Genomic DNA, 14,358 nt, shown 5'->3' with positions numbered 1-14,358 from the left:
GAGCGTTCCAAAAGCATTGTCAACGCCCTGAGGTCGTCGTTAGGGTTCTTGGAACGCTCCAATGCCTGAGAGGTTCTGCTCTGTTGGACACCACTGTCAAGACCCACGACATGACAAACTCCGAGACGGAGGCCGGCCCGTCGGTCGAGGGCCTCCAGCCGTTCCTGCACGATGCCTGTGTGACGCTGTGCGCTCCGAGCTTCGCGATCTCGCACGACGACGGGCAGATCGAGGGTTCGGCCGACGGCTTCTACCACGGCGACAGCAGGGCACTTGCCCGGCTGACCGTCGCGGCGGACGGAATCGTGCTCGCCCCGGTGCGCGGAGCGTTCGAGGGAGCGGACCGTGCTGCCTTCCGCAGCGTGCTGCGCGGGCTGGGCGAGGAGACACCGGACCCGGCAGTCACCCTGCACCGGCGTCGCCGCATCACCCCCGGGCACCTGGAGGAGACCCTCGAAGTCGCCAACTCCGGGCGGCAGCACGTCCGTGTCCGGCTGATCGTCACCGCCCAGACGGACCTCGCCCCGATCGAGCGCGTCAAGTCCGGAAACGCGCAGAGCCCGGTCACCGCCACCGCCACCGGAAGCGGACTCGACTGGTCCCGGGACGGCTTCGCCGCACACCTCACCAGCTCCCCGGAGCCCGCCGCCGTCGACCCGGCCGCCGGACGGCTGGAGTACGACATCGCACTCGCCCCCGGCTCGTCATGGACCGCCGTACTGGACTGCGCGGCGGCGCACGAGGACGGCGACCAGTTCCCCGCGCCTCCCGCGCAGAGCCTGCCCTGGCGTACACCGGCACTGCGCAGCGCCGACCGGCGCTTCGACCACTGGTTGAGCCAGTCGGCCGCCGACCTCGACCGGTTGCGGCTGACCGACCCGGAGGAGCCCGCCGACCAGTTCCTGGCGGCCGGTGCCCCGTGGTTCCTCACCCTCTTCGGCCGCGACTCCCTGTGGGCGGCCCGCATGATGCTGCCGCTGGGCACCGAACTCGCCGCCGGCACGCTGCGCACGCTCGCCCGGCGACAAGGTACGAAGTCCGACCCGGACACCGAGGAACAGCCCGGCAAGATCCTGCACGAAGTGCGCCGCGCCACCCAGGACTTCAACGAGAACTTCTCCCTGCCGCCCTGTTACTACGGCACGGTCGACGCCACCCCGCTCTGGATCACCCTGCTGCACGACTCCTGGCGCTGGGGCCTCGCGCCCGAGCAGGTCGAACAACTCCTGCCGCACGCGGAGTCCGCCCTCGCCTGGATGCGTGACCACGGCGACGCGGACGGGGACGGCTTCCTGAAGTACATCGACCACACCGGGCGGGGCCTGGCCAACCAGGGCTGGAAGGACTCCGGCGACTCCATCCGGTACCGCGACGGAGGCTTCGCCGCGTCCCCGATCTCGCTCTGCGAGGTCCAGGCGTACGCGTACGAGGCGGCCCGCGGTGGCGCGGACCTGCTGCGCGCCTTCGGTCGCCCCGGCGCCGACCAGTGGGAGGAGTGGGCCGAGCGGCTGAGCGATCGCTTCCGCAAGCACTTCTGGGTGGAGGACGAGCGGGGACCGTACCCGGCCGTGGCGCTCGACCGGGACGGGAAGCCGGTCGACTCGGTCACTTCGGGCTTCGGCCACCTCTTGGGCACGGGCCTGCTCAACCACGAGGAGAGCGCCCTGCTGGCCGCCAGGCTCAGCGCGCCCGACCTCGATTCGGGCCACGGTCTGCGAACCCTGAGCAGTGACTCCGTGGCTTACAACCCGTACGGCTATCACATCGGTTCCATCTGGCCGCACGACACCGCGATCGCGGTGCACGGCCTGGTCAGGGCCGGGTTCCCGGACGCGGCCGCATCCCTGTCCGAGGGGCTGCTGACCGCGTCGGCGGCCTTCGACGCGCGGCTGCCCGAGCTGTTCGCCGGCCATGGCGCGGCGACCGACGCGCGGCCCTCGCCCTATCCGGCGTCCTGCCGACCGCAGGCCTGGGCGGCGGCCTCGTCCGTCATGATCCTCCAGTCGGTGCTCGGTCTCTCCGCCGATGTCCCCGGCGGAACGCTCACGGTCGCGCCCGCGTTCGCGGAGGCGTACCGGCCGCTCAAGGTCGAGGGACTCGACGTCGCGGGTGGGCGGCTCGACATCTCCGTCGACGCGGACGGTACGGCGCACATCGACGCGCCCGAGGGCCTGGTGGTGGAGAGGCAGCACGCGACGCCCCGTTGACACGGGCGGCTGTACCCGGTCCGAGGCAGGACCCTGCGAGCCGGGCACGGACCCGCCTCGGACCGGGCGGCCGGTACCGACCCCAGGAGGCTGAGGCCGGGCTCGCGGGGCCTGCGAGCCCTCAAGGTGATTCGCCCGCGGACTCGTGTGCCCGGCGCAGTGACTGATGGACCGACCAGACGACGGACACGAGCGGCACCGCCACCACCGCCCCCAGCACCCCCGCCGCGATGGCGCCGCTGATCACCGCGAGTGCGACGACCATCGGGTGCAGGCGGACCGCCCAGCTCATCACGACCGGGTGCAGCAGATGGCCCTCGATCTGGCCGATGACCACGATCAGCGCGATGACGACGGCCGCCACGATCGGACCTTTCGACGCGAGAGCCACTACGGCGGCGACCGCGAGGGCGATCGGCGAGCCGATCAGCGGAATGAAGGCGGCGAAGAACTCCAGCAGCGCCAGCGGAAGCGCCAGTGGTACTCCGAGCGCGAACAGGGCCAGCCCGACGAGTACCGCGTTGGTCGCCGCCACCAGGAGGATGCCGTGCGTGTACCCGGTGAATGTGCGCCACGCGGCACGGCCCGCGATCGCGACCCGGGTGCGGGCGCTCCGCGGAAGCTGGTCGCAGAACCAGTCCCACTGCCGGTTGCCCGAGTGGATGAAGAAGACCGAGCAGAACAACCCGAGCACGAACACCGTCACCACCTCCACCAACTGCCCGACGCCGCTCACGGCCGTGCTGATGAGGGTGGAACGATGGCTGGACAGGAACTTCCCGATCCGGGACTTGATGTCGTCGAGCGCTGCCGGGTTCAGCCGGAACGGCCGCCCCTCCAGCCAGCGCTCGATGCGGCCGAGACCGTCGCCGAACTTCCGCTCCAGCCCGGCGCGCTCGTCGGCGACCGTCTCGCCGACGAGGGAAAGAACACCGAGGACGAGGACGGCACTGCCGAGCAGCGCGAGGGCGACGGCGAGCGGCCGGGGCATGCGGCGCGCCAGGAGATCCGTCACCGGACGCAACAACGCGGCGCCGATCAGACCGAGGAAGACGGCCGCCGCCACCTCGTGGAACCGTCCCAGTGCCGAGAAGACGGCGTACACGACCGCTCCCACGACGAGGATCCGCCAGGAGTACGCGGCGGCCGTCCGCAGCGCCGGGTTCACGCGTGGCTCGTACGGCTGACCGGGCCGTGCGTGCTGCAGGCCCGACTCCCGGGCTGCGGGGCGCGGCATGCCGCGCAACGCCTGGCGTGACGCGGCGCGGATCCGGTGGCGCCGTCCTTCGGGCGGGGCTCCGGCTTCCTTGTTGTCGGGCTGCGGATGCGATGGCCTGGGCATTCCCTGCTGGTACCAAGCAGAGGCCGCGCCGTAGCGGGCCCGTGCGGCGACATGCACGGGAAGTCACCCTATGGGCGGAGCCGACGGCCCGGGGACCGCGAGGCGCACCCGGGAGACGGACGCGGGGGGTTCCGTGAAGGATCACTTGCGCGGTGCGCTGCGGCTCCTCGCCGAGATGGATCTCGTCGACCCCGACCGCCGTGGTTGCACGGCCGTGAACACCGTGGCGGAACTGGCGGGGGCGGACGAGACCGCGACCGAGTTGGTCCGGCGCATGTCCGGGTGGACCGAAGACGCCTTCCGTGCGCTCGTCGAGGAGGGCCGGCGCGGGGGAGAGGTGGCTGCCGACCGGGACGCCACCGCCATCGGGAGCCTGCTGTTGAACACCGTCGTCGGTCTGCGTCTCATGGCCCGTGTCGCCGAAGGGCGGGAGCCGAATGCCGTGGAACGGTGGCGAGAGCCCGTACGTCCTCCTGCCCGTACGTCCTCCTGCGGATGCCCGGATGCCCGGATGCCCGGATGCATCCGCACGCTGCCTGGTGCCGGTTCTGCGGGATCGGCGAGTGATCCTCCCGGCCCGTTCTGCGTCAAACTGCGGGAGCGGTCGCCGGGCGCATACTGGGAGAAGACGCTCGATAGGAGGACGCAATGATCGTCCTAGGTGTCATTCTGCTGGTCATCGGCCTGGTGACGGGCATCGCGATCCTGTGGACCATCGGTGTCGTGCTCGTCGTCATCGGCATCATTCTCTGGATCCTGGGTGTCGTCGGGCACGCTGTAGGTGGCCGTCGGCATTACTGGTAGGGCCTGCTCCGTGTCGACGGGCGTCATGCCCGGTGAGCTTGACGTGGGCGCTCTGCCGAGAAGCCCTCATGCACGGGGGTGTGTCGGTCCGTTTTTCGTTCCGGTTGGGCAGATGACGAATCTCCGGCGTATGACCCCAGGGGCTGTCCCGTAATCCCGAGCGCGGCGTACCAGCGATTGCGGGACAGCCCTCAGCTCAGCGAAGGGAGCGGAAGCCGGCGCGGAGCTCTTCTGTGAAGAGGCGGGGCTGTTCCCAGGCGGCGAAGTGGCCTCCCTGGGGCAGCCTCTTGTAGTGGATGAGGTTGGGGTACGCCTTCTCTGCCCAGCTCTTCGGGGCCTGGTAGATCTCGTAGGGGAAGACGCTCACGGCGACCGGGAGGGTGACGCCCTTGACGCCGAAGAAGGATGCCTTGTTCTCCCAGTAGAGACGGGCGGCGGAAATCGTGGTGTTCGTCAACCAGTAGAGCGTGGTGTTGTCGAGGATGTCGTCCCGCGACAGGCCTTCGGTGTGTCCGGCGAAGACCCGGGAGATCAGCTTCAAGCCGGCCGAGTCGTGGTCGAGCAGGAAGGCCGCCAATCCGACGGGCGAACCCCGCCAGCCCGGCCAGTGTCCCCGGGCACGCCGGGACACGTCTGCCGACGGATCTCGCCGAGGCCACCGGTCCGACCACCGCGTCCGGCCGAGCTGTGGTGCCCGTAGCGCGATGTCCGAATAGCGCCGGATCTGCCGCCCCGTGACGGCCAGGATCGATCGTCGAGGGCTTACGGCGGCCTGGCCGGGCAGGGCGCGGGCCGGTGGTCACAAGCACCGAAGGGGCGCGGTGCCGCCGGACCGGCCGCCGCGAGGACAACACAGCACCGAGGAACACACATCATGAACCACTCCGCCGTCACCCCGACGCTGTTCGGTACGACACCCCGTACCGCTGACGCACCGCGCATCGCGTACGACAGGGACCTGCCCGTGTTGAGCGACCTGGACTGGCCCGCACTCTACGACCGGTTGAACGAGCGCGGCGTTGCGCTCACCCCGCCCCTGCTCAGCCGGGAGCAGTGCGAGGAACTCATCGGCATGTTCGACGACGACGGAGTGTTCCGCAGCACGGTGATGATGCAGCGGTACAACTTCGGCCGCGGCACGTACAAGTACTACGCGCATCCGCTGCCGTCACTCGTCCGTGTGCTGCGGGAGAGCCTCTACCCGCCGTTGGCCTGGATGGCCAACCAATGGGCGCCGATGCTCGGCGAACGCACCTTCCCGGACACGCTCGCGGAACTCACCGAGGAGTGCGCGGCCAACGGCCAGCACCGTCCGACCCCGCTGATCCTCTCCTACGGGGAGGGCGACCACGCCTGCCTCCACCAGGACATCTACGGCGACATCGTGTTCCCGTTGCAGATCGCGATCATGCTCAACCAGCCGGGCGACGACTTCACGGGCGGAGAGAACGTCTTCGTCGAGCAGCGCCCCCGCTTCCAGTCCACGGCCGTGGTCGTCAAGCCGGAGCTGGGCCAAGGGATGATCTTTCCGGTGCGTCACCGCCCGGTCCGGGGCCGGAACGGCTACCGTCGGCACCCCGTGCGGCACGGTACCGGCGCGGTCGAGTCCGGGCGGCGCCAGACCTTGGGCCTCATCTTCCATGACGCCCGCTGAACCCCCGCCGGGCTCCGGCACATCGCCCGTCGTGGCACCTGGAGGGCTGGAGCGCGAGAGACACCCCCGGCTCCGCGAAGGCGTCGCCGGGGGTGGCGACCGGACTGCCGCCCGACCGGCTTCGCCGCGCCTCCCCTTCCGCCAGGGCTGCGGCGACGCCGAAGCCCCACCCCTTCGCCGACAGCGCACTGAGGAACGAGACTCGTGAACGACACAACACATCCGGCCGGGACGGTGAGCGAGCTGGTCGACGCCACGGACTGGGCGGCGCTCACCGAAGAGGTCGACGGGCACGGAAGCGCGCTCACCGGACGGCTTCTCACCCCCGCGCAGTGCCACGAACTCGCCGGTCTGTACGACGAGAACGAACGCTTCCGCTCCACCGTCGACATGGGACGCCATCGTTTCGGCTCCGGCCAGTACCGCTACTTCACCCACGATCTGCCCGAGCCGGTGGGGGAGTTGCGCCAGGCCTTCTACCCACACCTGCTGCCGATCGCTCGCGACTGGGCCGGCAGGCTGGGACGGCCCGCCCCGTGGCCCGACGAACTGGAGCAGTGGCTCGGCATGTGTCACGAGGCCGGACAGTCCAAGGCCGCCCAGATCCTGCTGCGTTACGGCGCCGGAGACTGGAACGCCCTGCACCGGGACGTCTTCGGCGACCTGCTCTTCCCGCTGCAGGTCGTCATCGGACTCGACACGCCGGGCACCGACTACACCGGTGGCGAGTTCCTGATGACCGAGCAGCGCCCCCGCGCCCAGTCCCGGGGATCGGCCACCCTCCTCCCGCAGGGGCACGGGCTGGTCTTCACCACCCGGGATCGCCCCGTCGCCTCCAGGCGGGGCTGGTCGGCCGCGCCCATGCGGCACGGTGTCAGCACCGTCCGCTCAGGCCGGCGCCGTACTCTCGGCCTCGTCTTCCACGACGCCGGATGAACGACCGCACCGATACCCGCCGGAGAGACGACCGACGCGTCCACACACTGCTCGGCCCGGACGGCGAGCCCTACCGAAGCGTCGCACCGGGCACGTTCGGCGGACACCGGCGAAGCCGCCTGTACGGCCGACTGGACTGCCCCTGCGCGCTTCGGGCCTTGGCCCGCGGCCAGTACGTGTCCCAGCGCGTGTTCTTCGCCGACGAGAGCACTGCCGTCCGGGCCGGATACCGGCCATGCGCGGTGTGCCTGCCGAAGGCGTACGCCCGTTGGAAGGCGAGCGGACGGCGGGACAGGAACAACGACCCCGAGGACACTTCATGAGCCCGACCGAGGACGACGCGCTGAGCCGGCCACCCGGACCCCGTGCCCCTGTCGTCGACAACCCGGCGCCGGATGCCCACACCGAAGCGGAGCTGGTTGCACTGATCGGCCTGCTGACCGCGGTGCGCCCGGACGTCCGGTCCGTGGCCGTCGGGCACGGGCGCGACACCAACTCCCGTACCGCCGCACAGGCGTTCGTCCGTGCATGGCACTCCCTGCACAAGGACGTCCTTGCCGTCGTCGACTGGCCCGAGGACGCCGCCTCGTGGCTGCGGCCCGCCCGGCGACTGACGGCACAGGCTCCGGACGCGTGGGTGCTGGCCGGTGCGTCGCTCGGAACGGCCCGGCTCGCCCGGCGTCTGCGCCGTTCCACCGACTGGGAACCGGCCCGCACCTTTGGATTCGCCTCGCTCGGCACCCCCCGGCTGGTCGAACTCGCGGGCGCCGAGACCGTGCACGGTCTGCGGGGCGCCTCCGCCGACGGTGGCACCTGGGAGATGCGCCGTGGCTGGACCGCCCACTACGGGCCCCCGGACCTGCCGTCCGAATGACGCGGGGGAGGGCCGGCCCGTCCGGGATCGTCGCCGGCCCCCGACCCGGTCCGCCACGGGCCCGGCAACGCCTCGCCGACCCGGGCGAACGGGGAACTCGCCCCGCACCGCGCCGCTTTCGCCGCCTCAGAGTTCCCGGTAGTGGTCGGCGACGGCGGCGAACGCGGCCTTGGGCTCCCACGGCATGTCGGGGTAGGTGTCTCCGAGGTGACCTTCGAGGACCTTCACGATGCCGTAGCTGGCCAGGTCCAGGTCCTCGCGAGGGTCGCCGTCGGGGCGGTGCACATGGTCGTACAGCGCGAAGGTGAAGACGAAGGCGCTGTCGATGCCGCCGTCCTCGAACGCCTCCAGCGACTCGCGCAGATACGCTGCCTGACCGGCCTCGTCGCGGATGTACTCACCGTTCAACCGGACCGGACCGGCGTCCGGGTCGTACTCCACGATCTCCAGACCGAGGGCGCCCCTGTCACCCGCGCCCCGGTAGCCGGCCGCGCCGAACTCGGTGATCGCGACCGGCTTGTCCGTCGCAGTGAGATCGCGGACACCTGCGGCGAAGCGGTCGGCGGTCTCGGCCGACCGGTAGAGATCCATGGACGCGATGTCGAAGGGTGCCCAGTCGACGCGTTCGAGCGGCACGGAGGCGTAGGTCACCTTGCCGCCGAAGCGCTCGCGGACGAGTGCCGCGGCCTTGCCGAGGAAGTCGTTGACCCGCGGACCGACCCGGCCCACGTGCTCACGCACACCCTCCGGTCGACTCAGCAGTGCGACCCGCTCGTCGGTGCTGTCGCCCGGCAGGAACCCCTTGTTCATCATGCTCAGCTCGGCGCCGGTGACGAACACGACCTCGGCCCCCCGCTGCCTGAGCCGCTCCGCGCGCTCGGCGCAGTCGGCGAACAGCGACAGCATCTCGTCGGTGGTCAGTTCGAGGGGATAGGGGGAGAACCAGATCTCAAGACCGAGGCCGGCGGCGTACGTGGCCGCGAGCTCCACCCGTTCCGGATCACCGCCCATGACGCGGACGGCGTTGCAGTGCAGGTCGTCGCGGATGATGCGCAACTCGCGCTCGACCACCACGGGGTCGAAGAACCTGCGGGAGTTCACTCCGTTCCGGACGAAGCCGGTGTCGTAACTGATGCCTCTGGCCCGCATGGGTCGCATCCCCTCTTGTCGGAATCCAAATACGGTACGCAACGTACCCTATTTTTCATGGGTCGGGGATGCCAAGCAGAATGGAGGTGTGATCGGTACCGAGTGAGGCAGGGGCCATGGCAGGGGACGCGATGGGGCAGCAGAACGCCGGACGGACGCGCCGACGCGGAGCTGCCCTGGAGGAGGCGATTCTGCGCGCCGCGGTCGACGAACTCACCGAATCCGGATACGCCGGGCTGACCATGGACAAGGTCGCCGCCCGTGCGGGCACCAACAAGAACGCCATCTACCGTCGCTGGCCGAACCGCCTCGCGCTCGGCATCGCCGCCTACCGGCAACTGACCACGACGGTCCGGCCACCCGACACCGGCGATCTGCGCGATGACGTCCTGGAGCTGTTGCGCCGGGCGAACCGCCACTGGAGCTCCCCGATCGGCACGATCCTGCGTGAACTCCTCGCCGCGGCCGGTGGCGCATCGGAACTTCTGGCGCAGCTGCAGGACCAGTCCGGCGACGCCGCGGCCGTCCCCTGGCTGACCGTCCTGGAGCGCGCGGTGGCCCGTGGGGAAGCCGCTCCGGAAGCGCTCCGGCCACGGGTCGCGACCGTGGCCGTCGTCCTGCTGCGCAACGAGTTCGTCATGCGCGGGGTTCCCACCGCACCGGACGACGTCCTCGTCGAAATCGTCGACGAGGTGTACCTGCCGCTGGTGCGGCGAAGCGGTCCGGTCCCGAGCTGAAGTGCGCTCCCTGGCGCCCGTACCGCACCCGCGGCGGGGCCTGACGCGGTGCTCCGTCGACTCATCGGGGCCGCGCAAGTAACATCGCGGCTCCAAGCCGCTGTCGTCGCCCGCTGTCGGCCTCAGGCGGCAGCACCGTGCCAGGGAGGACCATGCTGAAGGCTTTCGAGGATCTGTCCACACCGCTGGTGGCCGATGCCTGCCTCCGCGTCGATGTGCCCCTGCGCATCGCGCCGTCCGGAATCGGCGCGGTGGTCTCCGGGCACCGGATCGCGGGCCGGGTGCTGCCGGTGCGGCACTACGGCAGCGTGGACGTCTTCCTGGAGGCGTTCGGCGCGGCGGAGCAGGGTGACGTGCTGGTCATCGACAACGACGGCCGTTCGGACGAGGCATGTGTGGGAGACCTGGCGGTGCTCGAGGCCGAGGCCGCGGGCGTGGCGGCCCTGGTGGTGTGGGGCCTGCACCGTGATACCTCGGAACTGGGCGAGATCGGCGTTCCCGTGTTCAGCTATGGCAACTACCCTTCCGGCCCCGTCCGGTTGGACGAGCGAGAGCCCGAGGCCCTGACCACGGCGCGATTCGGTCCGCACCTGGTGAGCGCGGAGGACGTCGTCTTCGGCGACGAGGACGGAGTGCTGTTCGTCCCGGCCTCACGCGTCGAGGAGGTACTGACCACCGCGCACGAGATCCGCCGGACCGAACGCGAACAGGCCCTCATGATCAGGGCGGGCGAGACGCTGCGCGAGCAGACCTCCTTCGACGACTATCTGGCGCGGCGCACAGCCGATCCGTCGTACACCTTCCGCCGGCACCTCCGGCGGACCGGCGGAGCCATCGAGGAGTAGGCCGCGGGGCGGCGGGGAACCGCCCTGTTCACAGCCACGGTTGAGGAGATGCCGGTGGCCGGGCCGGGGTGACGGGTTTCCGGCCACCGGCGCGTGAGCCCGGGACGGGGGCGGTGGGGCCCGGTCGGGGCGCCCGGTGGATCACATGGCGCGGTCGACGAAGAACGGGAACAGCGCGAGGAGTTCACCGAGCGGGGCCGGGGCCAGGGGAACGCCGTCGAGGCTGCGGCGGGCGCTGTCCAGGTGCCGGTGAGCCTCGGCCAGCGTCGCCGAACGCCCGCCGGCCTCTTCGACGAGGCCGGCCGCCCGTCGGGCCGTGGCGGCGTCGAGCGGGTTGCCGGAACCCAGGAGCGCGGCGAGGTGCCGCGCGGCGGGGCCGTCCGTGGTCAGGGCCGCGAGGACGGGGTACGTCTTCTTCAGCCTGCGCAGATCGCTGTGAACCGGCTTGCCCGTGAGCTCCGGGTCCCCCCAGATCCCGAGGAGATCGTCCACGGCCTGGAACGCCACTCCGAGGTGCCGACCGGCCTCGGCGAGGGCGTCGACGGTCGCGGCCGGGGCTCCGGCGAGGAGTCCACCGAGGCCCGTCGCGCACCCGAGCAGCGCGCCGGTCTTGTGCTCGGCCATCCACCGGTACTCGTGGGGTCGCACCGCTTCGGGTCCGGTCCAGGGCCGGTTCTCGAAGAGCAGGTCCTCGGCCTGGCCGCGCACCAGGTCGGTCAGCGTCGCGGCGAGATGCCGGACCGCGGCCGCGCCGTGCGCGCCGGGCGAGTCGGCCAGTGTCTGGACGGCCAGTGCGAAGAGCGCGTCCCCTGCGAGGATCGCGGGGCCGGTTCCGTACACCTTCCAGACCGTGGCGCGCTGTCTGCGGGTCTCGTCGCCGTCCATGATGTCGTCGTGGAGGAGGGAGAAGACGTGGATCAGCTCGACGGCGACCGCGCCGACGACGGCATCCTCCGCCGGCGCGCCGGCGGCTTCGGCGCTGAGCAGTGTGAGGGCCTGGCGCACCCCCTTGCCCTGTGAGCCGGGGACGGGGCTGCCGTCCGCTCCGCCCCAGCCGAGGGAGAAGGCGGCCATCTCCGCGTGCCACGGGTGCAGACGCTGCACGGCTCTGGCCAGCGCGGGGCGGACGAGATCGCGGCAGCGGGTGAGGGCCTGCGGCGCCGTGGCCCGGTGCGTTACGGGCGAGGGTGTCATCGGCGCCCGCTTTCCTCGTCCGAATCGCCACCGACCGGTGTCACGCCGAGTTCCGCATACGCCTTGTCCACCATGTCGCGGGCGTTGAGCAGGCCGATCCGGTTGAGTGTGCGGCGCAGCTCGCCGAGGTCGGCGGCGGTCTCGCCTCGGTCCCGGCCGAGCCGGGACAGTGACTTGACGAGACCGAGCCGGGCGAGGGCTTCACCCCGGGGTTCGGCCATCGCGCGGAACTCCGCGAGTGCCTCCTCGTACACCTGACGCGCTTCCTCGTACCGGTGGGCACGGAAGAAGACGTTGGCGCGCATCTTGTGGTTGTACGCCAGTGCGCTGGACAACTTCATCTCGCGGCAAGTGAGTTCCGCCTCGGTGAGCAGGGCCAGAGCGCGCTCGGGGTCGTCCCGCAGGGAAATGATGTCGGCCATGCCGCGCAGGGCCCATGCGCGGCCACGCCGGTCGTCCGCGTTCCCGGCCAGTTCGGCCGCTTCCTCGAACATGGCCAGGGCGCTGTCGAGCGATCCGGTGTTGCGGTGGATCTGCGCGATTCCCTCCAGGGCCCACACGGTGTGCCGCGCCTCGCCACGTGCTCGCGCTTCGGCGAGCAGTTGTTCGTGCAGCACTGCGACAGTCTCGTAGTCGCCCTGTATTCGCCCGGTCTCGGCGAGGCCGGCGAGGGAGTATCCACGGGCCACGACATCCCCGCCGCGCTTTCCCATGTCGGCAGCGAGCCCCAACAGGCGGAAAGCGAGCCGGAGTTCACCGCGCTGCCGGGCGAGTGTCCCGCCGCTCCACAGCGCCCACGCCATCGCTCCCAGGTCACCGGCCGAGCGGGCGGCCCGGTAGCTGGCCTTCCAGGCCTGATCGGCTTCCGCGATGTTGCCGAGCCGGCGATGGGCCTCCGCCACCGCGAGCCCGCACTTCGCCACTTCCTGTTGGGAGCCGGTGAGTTCGGCCTCTCTCAAGTGACGTACGCCCTCCGCCAGTACATCCGTGAGAGAGGAGTTCACCGACATCTTGGTGAGAGCGCCTTGGTACTCGGGCGCCATTGCCTTGCTGTGCATGGGTGCCTTTCGCGCGCGGCCGGGTCGGCGGCAGAGCGACTATGCACTTCATGTATACATATGGTGCATAGTTGCTCGGTGGCCGAAACCGGGCGGGCGTTCGTGGGGGTCGGAGGTTGCTGGTGACGTGCGGCGAACCGCCTTGTTGTGGATCAAGACGGCGGTCGGGTGGTTCAGGTTGCTCCGTGAGCAACAGAAGCCGTCGGCGCTTCGTCCGGCACCTGGCGTCGCTCGTCATGCCGGCCGGCGGACAGTTGGGGCATCGGACGGGAGCCCGATCTCCGATCCGTCCTCGAACGAGGCGACCGCGTGCGCGTACCGACCCGCCGGTGGGCAACGGTCGGCAACGGCCGTCGGCCGGACCGCGTAATCGCCCCGGGGCCACGCGCGGCACCGCACCGGGGCCGACCGGGGGACGGTCTGAGGAACGGCGTCCTGGCCGATCCCGCGGACGGTGCGCCGCGCACCACGGGAGATCCTGGCGGGGCGCCTTGCGAAGCGCCACGGGCATCTCCTGGCTAAGCTCGTCGAGGGGCCGAATACCAGACCGACGGAGGCTCCCATGACCATGACGTTCGAACCGCGCGATGTGGCCCCGCGCCTCGCCATCGGCGCGTTCATCCTGAACTCCGGCCTGGGCAAGTTGAAGGCGGACGAGGAGACGGCGCGGGCCGTACACGGCATGGCCTGTGTCGCGTACCCGTTCCTGGAGAAGTTGGAGGCCGGGCGATTCACCCGGATGCTCGGCTGGTCGGAGGTCACGATCGGCGGTGCGCTGCTCGCCCCCGTCGTGCCGACCCGGCTGGCCGGACTGGCACTGACCGGGTTCTCCAGCGGACTCCTCGGCCTCTACCTGCGTGTTCCCGGTATGCGGGAGCCCGGCAGTCTGCGCCCCACCCAGAACGGCATCCCGATGGCCAAGGACTCCTGGATGCTGGGCGTCGGTCTGGGTTTCCTGACCGCGGGCTGCCACCGGGGACGCCGGGCGTCATCGAGGTGCCCCCGGCGCCGGGCCCGGGGCTGACCGCTCACCCCTCGGCCGGGCGGGCCGTGGCGGTTCGTTCGCCGCGCGGCTGCGGATGAGCGAGAGCACGGTGAAGGCCCACGTCAGCCGTATCTTGACTACTCTGGAGGTCGGAAACCCTGTTCAAGCGGCACTGGCCGCCCGGGATGCTGGGCTGACGGCTGACGGCTGACGGCTGACGGCTGACGGCTGACGGCTGACGGCTGACCCGGGCCGGACTCTTTTGTGTCGCGCTCGACGGTCGGTGACCGACCGGGACGCGTGGCCCCCAGGGGCTCGGTTCCGTGATTCCGTGGGCGGAGCCCGCTCCGGCCGCAGATCCAAGGAGTGATCATGAGCGAGTCAGAAGAATACCGAGGTCGTGTGAAGCAGATGCGTGCCAAGGCCAAGGACCTTGAGGAGGCAGCCGAGCGCACCACCGACCCCAAGGAACGTCAGCGCCTGAAGGACAAGGCCCGCAGGATCGAAGCGGAGAGTGATCAGGTCAGCGGCATGGCGAGCGGGGACATCTACCCCATGAAGTAGTCGTCCGGC

At 70.7% G+C, this 14,358-nt stretch carries 16 protein-coding genes and 1 pseudogene; 12 read left to right on the top strand and 5 right to left on the bottom strand.

Going from position 1 to position 14,358, the window contains the following annotated elements; translation table 11 throughout:
- The first annotated feature begins 110 nt into the window (after positions 1-110).
- Entirely contained in the window at positions 111-2,207 is a 2,097-nt protein-coding gene (locus tag ACF1B9_RS15505; protein ID WP_391743805.1) for a glycogen debranching N-terminal domain-containing protein, read from the top strand.
- Between the two features lie 121 nt (positions 2,208-2,328).
- Here the strand turns inward: ACF1B9_RS15505 and ACF1B9_RS15500 are convergent, their stop codons facing one another.
- Positions 2,329-3,444, bottom strand: coding sequence for an AI-2E family transporter (locus tag ACF1B9_RS15500; protein WP_391743893.1), 1,116 nt, complete (start codon positions 3,442-3,444; stop codon positions 2,329-2,331).
- A 238-nt stretch (positions 3,445-3,682) separates the two neighbouring features.
- On the opposite strand from ACF1B9_RS15500, the gene ACF1B9_RS15495 reads away from it, so the two are divergent.
- Entirely contained in the window at positions 3,683-4,201 is a 519-nt protein-coding gene (locus tag ACF1B9_RS15495) for a TetR family transcriptional regulator C-terminal domain-containing protein (RefSeq protein ID WP_391743807.1), read from the top strand.
- Positions 4,198-4,353, top strand: coding sequence for a DUF6131 family protein (locus ACF1B9_RS15490; protein WP_391743809.1), 156 nt, complete (start codon positions 4,198-4,200; stop codon positions 4,351-4,353). Before ACF1B9_RS15495 ends, ACF1B9_RS15490 begins: the two co-directional genes overlap by 4 nt.
- Positions 4,354-4,549: 196 nt before the next feature.
- Here ACF1B9_RS15490 and ACF1B9_RS15485 read toward each other — a convergent pair whose 3' ends face one another.
- A complete protein-coding gene (locus ACF1B9_RS15485; protein WP_391743811.1) occupies positions 4,550-4,930 on the bottom strand; it encodes a hypothetical protein in 381 nt (126 codons plus the stop codon).
- A gap of 297 nt (positions 4,931-5,227) precedes the next feature.
- Here ACF1B9_RS15485 and ACF1B9_RS15480 point away from each other — a divergent pair, with 297 nt between their 5' ends.
- The 4 genes from ACF1B9_RS15480 (at position 5,228) to ACF1B9_RS15465 (ending at position 7,817) form a co-directional block, all read left to right on the top strand.
- Entirely contained in the window at positions 5,228-6,007 is a 780-nt protein-coding gene (locus ACF1B9_RS15480; RefSeq protein WP_391743813.1) for a 2OG-Fe(II) oxygenase, read from the top strand.
- Positions 6,008-6,211: 204 nt separating this feature from the next.
- Positions 6,212-6,943 carry a 2OG-Fe(II) oxygenase gene (locus tag ACF1B9_RS15475; protein WP_391743815.1) on the top strand — a complete coding sequence of 244 codons (732 nt, stop codon included), beginning with the start codon at positions 6,212-6,214 and terminating at the stop codon, positions 6,941-6,943.
- A complete protein-coding gene (locus ACF1B9_RS15470) occupies positions 6,940-7,266 on the top strand; it encodes an Ada metal-binding domain-containing protein (protein WP_391743817.1) in 327 nt (108 codons plus the stop codon). Before ACF1B9_RS15475 ends, ACF1B9_RS15470 begins: the two co-directional genes overlap by 4 nt.
- On the top strand, positions 7,263-7,817 hold the full coding sequence (locus tag ACF1B9_RS15465) for a hypothetical protein (RefSeq protein WP_391743819.1): 555 nt from the start codon (positions 7,263-7,265) through the stop codon (positions 7,815-7,817). Before ACF1B9_RS15470 ends, ACF1B9_RS15465 begins: the two co-directional genes overlap by 4 nt.
- A 126-nt stretch (positions 7,818-7,943) precedes the next feature.
- Here the strand turns inward: ACF1B9_RS15465 and ACF1B9_RS15460 are convergent, their stop codons facing one another.
- A complete protein-coding gene (locus ACF1B9_RS15460; RefSeq protein ID WP_391743821.1) occupies positions 7,944-8,966 on the bottom strand; it encodes a hypothetical protein in 1,023 nt (340 codons plus the stop codon).
- 116 nt (positions 8,967-9,082) lie between these two features.
- Here ACF1B9_RS15460 and ACF1B9_RS15455 point away from each other — a divergent pair, with 116 nt between their 5' ends.
- Together ACF1B9_RS15455 and ACF1B9_RS15450 are read left to right on the top strand one after the other, a co-directional pair.
- Entirely contained in the window at positions 9,083-9,703 is a 621-nt protein-coding gene (locus ACF1B9_RS15455) for a TetR/AcrR family transcriptional regulator (protein ID WP_391743823.1), read from the top strand.
- A 152-nt stretch (positions 9,704-9,855) separates the two neighbouring features.
- Positions 9,856-10,548, top strand: coding sequence for an RraA family protein (locus ACF1B9_RS15450; protein WP_391743825.1), 693 nt, complete (start codon positions 9,856-9,858; stop codon positions 10,546-10,548).
- Positions 10,549-10,689: 141 nt separating this feature from the next.
- On the opposite strand, the gene ACF1B9_RS15445 is transcribed toward ACF1B9_RS15450, so the two are convergent.
- Positions 10,690-11,742 carry a polyprenyl synthetase family protein gene (locus ACF1B9_RS15445; RefSeq protein ID WP_391743827.1) on the bottom strand — a complete coding sequence of 351 codons (1,053 nt, stop codon included), beginning with the start codon at positions 11,740-11,742 and terminating at the stop codon, positions 10,690-10,692.
- Complete coding sequence (locus tag ACF1B9_RS15440) at positions 11,739-12,800, bottom strand: tetratricopeptide repeat protein (RefSeq protein WP_391743829.1); 1,062 nt, start codon at positions 12,798-12,800, stop codon at positions 11,739-11,741. Before ACF1B9_RS15440 ends, ACF1B9_RS15445 begins: the two co-directional genes overlap by 4 nt.
- A 562-nt stretch (positions 12,801-13,362) precedes the next feature.
- Here ACF1B9_RS15440 and ACF1B9_RS15435 point away from each other — a divergent pair.
- The 3 genes and pseudogenes from ACF1B9_RS15435 to ACF1B9_RS15425 all read left to right on the top strand — a co-directional run bounded on the left by ACF1B9_RS15435 (position 13,363) and on the right by ACF1B9_RS15425 (position 14,349).
- Positions 13,363-13,824, top strand: a complete 462-nt coding sequence (locus ACF1B9_RS15435; protein ID WP_391743831.1) for a hypothetical protein — start codon at positions 13,363-13,365, stop codon at positions 13,822-13,824.
- Positions 13,825-13,864: 40 nt separating this feature from the next.
- Positions 13,865-13,996 (top strand): annotated as a pseudogene (locus ACF1B9_RS15430) (LuxR C-terminal-related transcriptional regulator); the annotation flags it as partial.
- Positions 13,997-14,157: 161 nt separating this feature from the next.
- Positions 14,158-14,349: a DUF6381 family protein gene (locus ACF1B9_RS15425; RefSeq protein ID WP_351083309.1), complete on the top strand. Its 192-nt coding sequence runs from the start codon at positions 14,158-14,160 to the stop codon at positions 14,347-14,349.
- Positions 14,350-14,358: the final 9 nt, after the last annotated feature.

The organism is Streptomyces sp. NPDC014727 (assembly GCF_043083485.1).
In the GTDB taxonomy this organism is placed as follows: domain Bacteria; phylum Actinomycetota; class Actinomycetes; order Streptomycetales; family Streptomycetaceae; genus Streptomyces.
Note: the sequence above shows the minus strand (reverse complement) of the source record. Positions and strands in the feature narration are given on the sequence as shown.

Bases quoted from the DNA above. Each gene is read 5' to 3' on its own strand.
- ACF1B9_RS15490 (WP_391743809.1), top strand. From the start codon at position 4,198: ATGATCGTCCTAGGTGTCATTCTGCTGGTCATCGGCCTGGTGACGGGC.
- ACF1B9_RS15450 (WP_391743825.1), top strand. From the start codon at position 9,856: ATGCTGAAGGCTTTCGAGGATCTGTCCACACCGCTGGTGGCCGATGCC.
- ACF1B9_RS15445 (WP_391743827.1), bottom strand. From the start codon at position 11,742: ATGACACCCTCGCCCGTAACGCACCGGGCCACGGCGCCGCAGGCCCTC.
- ACF1B9_RS15440 (WP_391743829.1), bottom strand. From the start codon at position 12,800: ATGCACAGCAAGGCAATGGCGCCCGAGTACCAAGGCGCTCTCACCAAG.
- ACF1B9_RS15455 (WP_391743823.1), top strand. From the start codon at position 9,083: ATGGCAGGGGACGCGATGGGGCAGCAGAACGCCGGACGGACGCGCCGA.
- ACF1B9_RS15435 (WP_391743831.1), top strand. From the start codon at position 13,363: ATGACCATGACGTTCGAACCGCGCGATGTGGCCCCGCGCCTCGCCATC.
- ACF1B9_RS15425 (WP_351083309.1), top strand. From the start codon at position 14,158: ATGAGCGAGTCAGAAGAATACCGAGGTCGTGTGAAGCAGATGCGTGCC.
- ACF1B9_RS15500 (WP_391743893.1), bottom strand. From the start codon at position 3,444: ATGCCGCGCCCCGCAGCCCGGGAGTCGGGCCTGCAGCACGCACGGCCC.
- ACF1B9_RS15505 (WP_391743805.1), top strand. From the start codon at position 111: ATGACAAACTCCGAGACGGAGGCCGGCCCGTCGGTCGAGGGCCTCCAG.
- ACF1B9_RS15460 (WP_391743821.1), bottom strand. From the start codon at position 8,966: ATGCGGGCCAGAGGCATCAGTTACGACACCGGCTTCGTCCGGAACGGA.
- ACF1B9_RS15470 (WP_391743817.1), top strand. From the start codon at position 6,940: ATGAACGACCGCACCGATACCCGCCGGAGAGACGACCGACGCGTCCAC.
- ACF1B9_RS15465 (WP_391743819.1), top strand. From the start codon at position 7,263: ATGAGCCCGACCGAGGACGACGCGCTGAGCCGGCCACCCGGACCCCGT.
- ACF1B9_RS15480 (WP_391743813.1), top strand. From the start codon at position 5,228: ATGAACCACTCCGCCGTCACCCCGACGCTGTTCGGTACGACACCCCGT.